At 39.4% G+C, this 6,295-nt stretch carries 6 protein-coding genes and 1 tRNA gene; 6 read left to right on the top strand and 1 reads right to left on the bottom strand.

The genetic code is table 11. The features are described 5' to 3' along the window. Positions 1-90: 90 nt before the first annotated feature. The 5 genes from MM817_RS13190 to MM817_RS13210 all read left to right on the top strand — a co-directional run bounded on the left by MM817_RS13190 (position 91) and on the right by MM817_RS13210 (position 5,112). On the top strand, positions 91-882 hold the full coding sequence (locus tag MM817_RS13190; RefSeq protein WP_241715966.1) for a CheR family methyltransferase: 792 nt from the start codon (positions 91-93) through the stop codon (positions 880-882). 109 nt (positions 883-991) lie between these two features. Then, positions 992-1,067 (top strand) — tRNA-Gly (locus MM817_RS13195). Between the two features lie 126 nt (positions 1,068-1,193). After that, positions 1,194-2,687 carry a glycerol kinase GlpK gene (gene glpK, locus MM817_RS13200; protein ID WP_241715968.1) on the top strand — a complete coding sequence of 498 codons (1,494 nt, stop codon included), beginning with the start codon at positions 1,194-1,196 and terminating at the stop codon, positions 2,685-2,687. 104 nt (positions 2,688-2,791) lie between these two features. Further along, on the top strand, positions 2,792-4,450 hold the full coding sequence (locus MM817_RS13205; protein ID WP_272879987.1) for a glycerol-3-phosphate dehydrogenase/oxidase: 1,659 nt from the start codon (positions 2,792-2,794) through the stop codon (positions 4,448-4,450). Between the two features lie 104 nt (positions 4,451-4,554). Next, the gene (locus MM817_RS13210; protein ID WP_241715970.1) at positions 4,555-5,112 is read left to right on the top strand and encodes a glycerol-3-phosphate responsive antiterminator; all 558 of its coding nucleotides are present in this window, start codon (positions 4,555-4,557) and stop codon (positions 5,110-5,112) included. 11 nt (positions 5,113-5,123) lie between these two features. On the opposite strand, the gene MM817_RS13215 is transcribed toward MM817_RS13210, so the two are convergent. After that, the gene (locus tag MM817_RS13215; protein WP_241715972.1) at positions 5,124-5,573 is read right to left on the bottom strand and encodes a hypothetical protein; all 450 of its coding nucleotides are present in this window, start codon (positions 5,571-5,573) and stop codon (positions 5,124-5,126) included. Positions 5,574-5,847: 274 nt separating this feature from the next. Here MM817_RS13215 and MM817_RS13220 point away from each other — a divergent pair, with 274 nt between their 5' ends. Further along, positions 5,848-6,102 (top strand): hypothetical protein, encoded by a 255-nt coding sequence (locus MM817_RS13220; protein WP_241715974.1) that lies wholly within the window; start codon positions 5,848-5,850, stop codon positions 6,100-6,102. The last annotated feature ends 193 nt before the right edge of the window (positions 6,103-6,295 follow it).

Consider the following 6,295-nt stretch of genomic DNA (forward strand, 5'->3'; position numbering starts at 1 on the left):
GATCGGTTCAGTCATTTATCCGATCATGTTGTTGTAACTTTTATAGCTATCAGCTAACACATTCGCATATCAAATAAGGATGCAGTCGACATGGATCATGATCGTAGTAGTAGTCTCGGGTACGATTGGTTTGTAGAACAATTTCGATCTACAACAGGTATAGATCTCTCTTTATATAAACGTGCACAAATGGAGCGACGTCTTTTTGCTCTTTGTACTAAACGTGGTTATCAGTCATTTGAAGAGTATTATTTTGCAGTACAAGATAGTTCTGTTCTGCTTGCTGAATTACTTGATCGTATGACGATCAATGTGTCTGAATTTCTTCGCAATCCAGTGCGTTGGGAGACGCTTAAGAAAGATATCATACCTAGGTTGATCTCCTCGAGAGAGTTTCATGCATGGAGTGCTGCTTGTAGCACTGGTCAAGAGCCATATACACTTTTTATGATACTTGCGAATGTTATATCGATTGAACAGATCTCTATTTTAGCAACAGATATTGATGTTCAAGCACTTAGTGTAGCTAAAAGAGGACAATATGCTGTACAAGAGATAACGATGTTAGACAAACGTTGGCAGGACAGCTACTTTATAGAGGATGAGCATCACAAGGTAGTGGTAGCTCCATTTGTCAAAGAGCGTATTACATTTCACCAACACAATTTACTAGCTGATGTTTTCCCTACACATTTAGATCTGATCATCTGTAGGAATGTACTTATTTATTTTACTGATGATGCAAAACATATGTTAATTGAAAAATTTGCTCAAGCACTTCGTGTGGGCGGCATTTTATTTGTGGGTGGAACTGAGCAAATATTTCATCCTGAGACCTATCGCTTAAAGCAGGTTATTCCATTTTTTTATGAACGAATATAAATCCATAATACTTTCTAGACCTACACAAACGCTTTTTTGCTGTCAGTTGAAAGTACTATTTTTATGTGTTATAATTTATCTATTGTTTTGGAATTGAATGGTTTCATATGCGGATGTAGTTCAACTGGCAGAGCGTCAGCTTCCCAAGCTGAATGTTGCGGGTTCGAATCCCGTCATCCGCTCCATGAATGGGTATACGACTAACCGTTTCCGTGCATATACGTTGTTAATAACAGCTATGTGCGTTTTGATGCGTGGTAGTGGTATATTTTTTTATGTCTTTAAACGTTCTATAGGAACGGAGTGAAGATGTGCAATCATACATATTGTCAATTGACCAAGGAACGACTAGTTCGCGCGCTATTTTAGTTAATAAGTCAGGGCACATCACTGCGTTTGCACAGAAAGAATGTAAACAAATTTTTTCTAATAATGGATGGGTAGAGCATAATGCTCTTGAAATATGGGACACTGTACAAAGTGTCATTGCAGAGGTTGTTGCTCACAATCACATCCGTGTATCTGATATTGCGGCTATTGGAATTGCAAATCAACGTGAGACAACTGTAATTTGGGATAAGAATACTGGTATTCCCGTTTACCATGCTATTGTATGGCAATCTCGTCAAACATTTGATATATGCGAAGAATTGCGACAAAAAGGCTACGAACGTATCATTCATGAAAAGACCGGGTTGTTAATTGATGCGTACTTTTCTGGTACAAAAGTAAAATGGATTCTCGACCATATACCAGGTGTTCGTGAAAAAGCTGAACAGGGTGAACTGCTGTTTGGCACCATCGATACATGGCTAGTCTGGAAACTTACTAGTGGTAAAAGACACGTTACAGATTATAGCAATGCTTCGAGAACACTTATGTTCAATATTTACGAAAAAATATGGGATGAAGAAATTTTGGAGATTTTATCGATACCAAAGATTTTATTACCTGAGGTTTGTACATCCTCTGAAATATATGCTAAGACGGATCCAAGTGTATTTTTCGGTGAAGCAATCCCTATCTCAGGGATTGCTGGTGATCAACAAGCTGCCTTATTTGGTCAGACTTGCTTTGAACCAGGTATGGTCAAAAATACTTACGGAACTGGTTGCTTTATGCTGATGAATACAGGCGAGCGCGCTGTACGCTCTGATAAAGGGTTACTTACGACAATTGCTTGGGGGATCGATGGGAAAGTAGAGTACGCATTGGAAGGGAGTATCTTTGTTGGAGGTTCTGCCATTCAGTGGTTAAGAGATGGCCTTCGTATGTTCAAAAATGCATCAGACAGCGAGCAATATGCTTCTCGTGTCGATTCTACAAATGGAGTATACATGGTTCCTGCATTTGTTGGACTCGGAACTCCTTATTGGGATAGCGAGGCTCGAGGTGCAGTTTTTGGTCTTACAAGGGGAACGCAAAAAGAACATTTTGTGCGTGCGACACTTGAAGCCTTGGCATATCAAACAAAAGATGTTCTTGCAGTCATGGAAGAGGAGTCTGGCATTTCTCTTACAAAATTGCGTGTTGATGGGGGGGCGACCCTGAATCATTTTCTTATGCAGTTTCAAAGTGATTTGTTAGATGTTCCAGTAGAACGACCTGCTATATTAGAAACAACAGCATTAGGCGCTGCATATTTAGCTGGTCTAGCGGTTGGTTTTTGGAGGGATAAGCGGGAAATTTCTTCTCAAACTAAGATTGACCGTACTTTTACAAATACTATGGACAATGACACGCGTAGTCGCCTATACTTAGGTTGGTTAAAAGCCGTAAAAGCAACAAGAACATTTACATCATAGTTTTTACAACTTAATTATGAACGTGGTATGGAGCCATTGAGAAACCACAAGTCTTCCTTGATAAGGAATCGACTTGTGGTTTTACTGTTAAGGAGTGAGATGATATGAGTAATCAGTTTTCTAACGAACATCGTTATTCCATGTATGAATATTTGCAGTCCACTTTATTGGATGTATTGGTCATTGGTGGGGGAATTACAGGTGCTGGCATTCTCCTCGATGGACAGATGCGAGGAATGAAGGTCGGACTCGTTGAAATGCAAGACTTTGCTGCAGGTACGTCAAGTAGGTCTACAAAATTAGTTCATGGTGGATTGCGCTATTTGAAGCAATTGGATATTGGTCTGGTTGCTGAAGTAGGGAAAGAAAGGGCAATTGTCTACGAGAATGCCCCTCATGTAACGACACCGCTTTGGATGCTTTTACCTATTATCGAACATGGCAGTTATGGCAAATTTACCAGTTCTATTGGAATCTATCTGTACGATCGCCTTGCAAAGGTGAAGCGTGGTGAGCGACGTAAGATGCTTTCTGCTTCACAAGCTCTAGAGAAGGAACCATTACTTCGCAAAGACAATTTGAAGGGGGCAGGGTATTATGTTGAATACAGAACGGATGATGCAAGGCTTACGTTAGAAATTATTAAAAAAGCAGTAGATCAAGGTGCGGTAGCGGTTAATTATACGAAGGTGGATTCATTGCTTTATGAAAATGGGATGATTATTGGAGCTAAAGTTGTCAATCTGTTAAATGGAGAGTTATTCTCTATTCGGGCTAAGCACGTGATTAACGCAACGGGTCCGTGGGTAGATGAGTTGCGGGATATCGATCATTCAAAACAGGGTAAAACGCTACATTTGACAAAAGGTGTACATCTTGTTATTGATGGAACTCGGTTTCCTTTACAGAATCCCGTATATTTTGACGTGCAGGATGGACGAATGATTTTTGCTATACCTCGTGATGGGAAAACGTATGTTGGTACAACAGATACGGACTATCATGGCGATGTAAAGAATCCTAGGGTGAGCCAACAAGATGTCGATTATCTCATTACATGTGTCAACTTTATGTTCCCAAGTGTCGAATTATCTAGGAAAGATATTGAAAGCTTTTGGGCTGGTGTTCGTCCTTTGATTCAAGAAGAAGGAAAAAGTGCATCTGAAATATCTCGCAAAGATGAAATTTTTCTTTCTAAAAGTGGTTTGATTACCATTGCGGGTGGTAAGTTAACGGGATATCGAGTCATGGCGGATAAAGCTGTTACTCATGTCGCTCATGCTTTGAAACATGAGGAACATATAGAATTTCCCCCGTGCACAACAGATAAGATATCATTATCGGGTGGCGAATTTAAGGACTCTGATGAATTGAGTGTATTTGTTGAGGACATGTGTACAAAAAGTGCTGACTTTGGATTATCTATAGTTGAAGCGCGTAAACTTGCTCATCGGTACGGAAAGAATATGGAGCGATTATATGCCATTCTTGAAAGCATGAATGAGGAATGGAAACGGAGTCGACTATCAGCCGAAGTATTTGCATCCTTACAGTATGGAATGCAATCTGAAATGGTAGTTACACCCTCGGATTTTTTCATTCGTCGAACTGGGGCCATGTTTTTTGATGTTGCATGGGTAAGTAAGTGGAAAGATTTGGTGATTGCTTATATGCAACAAACTTTAGGATGGTCAGATAAACAAACAGAAATTTATGATAAAGAATTAGAAGAACAGTTACGTGAGGCAACAGAAGTTTTGTAGTATAGATATATGGTGATTGGGTACCTTGGAATGACTTTGGGAATCTAAATGACCATACTTTATCTTTTGCTTAGTTGAATGAAATACGTTTGGAGGAATATCTGATGGAAATTACGCAAAAAATGATCCCTGCTACTAATCGAATCTCAGATATTGAATCGCTTGTACACAATCATTTTGAATATATGATTATGTTGCAAATTCATATATCGCAGCTTACTTATGTGGTTGACTTTGTGCATCGACACAAGAAGAAAATTTTATTGCATGCAGATTTGATACAAGGGCTAAAAGCTGATGAAGCTGGTGCGCAGTACCTTTGTCAAGATATTAAACCAGATGGACTCATCTCTACTCATGCGCAAGTAATCACAACGGCTAAAAAAAGAGGACTACTTGCTGTACAGAGAATTTTTCTTATTGATAGTCATTCATTAGAAACGAGTTATCGTGTCATTCAATCTGCGCATCCAGATTATATAGAAGTCCTCCCAGGCATTATGCCAAGTGTGATAAGAGATGTATGCACACAAACCAAACTGCCTGTATTTGCAGGAGGATTTTTACATACGACAACTGATGTGAAGGCGGCATTAGCTGCTGGCGCCTCTTCAGTTACGACATCAGATAAAACCTTGTGGTCACTTCAACGGGAACTGTAGTTATTGCATGCTTATTTCTTGAAAAATCGATATTCTACTGGTAATGGACTCGGTCTTTGCGAAGCAGTAAATCCCTCTCTTGTAAATGCACTAACCGCTTCGCCATGAGCATGTATCAGGGCTACAACGTTATCATCGGAACTTAACTCCTCTACTTGAACACCATTCGTTAAGAGTGTGACTGTCATATCAATAGCCTCTCTTTGAGCAAAAATCTCGACGAAAGCTGGATCCCAAAAGCGAAGACCGATATTTTCTTGCAATCGTTTATGCATGGCAGGAACATGGTCGTGCAGTAGTGACACAATTACAGGGTCTTCTGACGTTGTTATCGTGCGTATGCCATTTGGCAAAGAAGTGACTTCGCGGTGAATTTTTTCGTGTTCTCGCAATAAAGTGTGGAATATATCTTGATCATGCTTGTGACGTTGCATTTTAAAAAAGTGTTCATGATCCATCATAGCGGTTTGTGTCCTCCTATAAATGCTAAGTGTAATTAGTCTTAATAAGTATTCATGTTATTCTCGTTTGTAGTTTGTAGGGAGGTCCATTTGGACTATCTTTTTGATGAAAGTCTGTCTCTTTACTTAGAGATCTATAGCGTACTGATTGTATTTATGAAAGATAGCAAATTGACCTACTTTGTTTGTCCACACGAAAGCAACCCGATACGCATTAACTATACATATAGTTATACTTAATATTCTGATGTCTTGATTAAAAGAAGGATAGATGATGAACATGCCATTTGACCGATCACCACGTTCTATTGATATAGGTGATATCATCACTGTTTACACAACAGGTATAGGCCCAGGAAGTCAAGGTTTTACGGGAGTTATTTTGCAATCTGATGATCATTATCTCTATCTCGGTCTATTTCCACCAGGTACACCACCCGTTCAATCAGGAACACGCAATCCTAAATCAGTTGTTGCTATGGCTATTATCCCTTTTCGTCATATTACAACGCTTATCCATCGCGCGTAGTAGTACGAAACTTTGAATTCTTTTGGCTAAGTGAATAAATACGGAATTACCTGCGTTATATATAGAATAATTCGCAATGTATTTACTTTAAGGTAAGGCTTTGACATGGGTAAAACGACTGTGTTATATTACTACCTGTCGCCACGAACGGCGGCGCGAAGAAGGCAAGCAAGTGGATCCTTGAAAACTAAAT

The organism is Sulfoacidibacillus ferrooxidans (genome assembly GCF_022606465.1).
Taxonomy (GTDB): Bacteria; Bacillota; Bacilli; order Alicyclobacillales; family SLC66; genus Sulfoacidibacillus; species Sulfoacidibacillus ferrooxidans.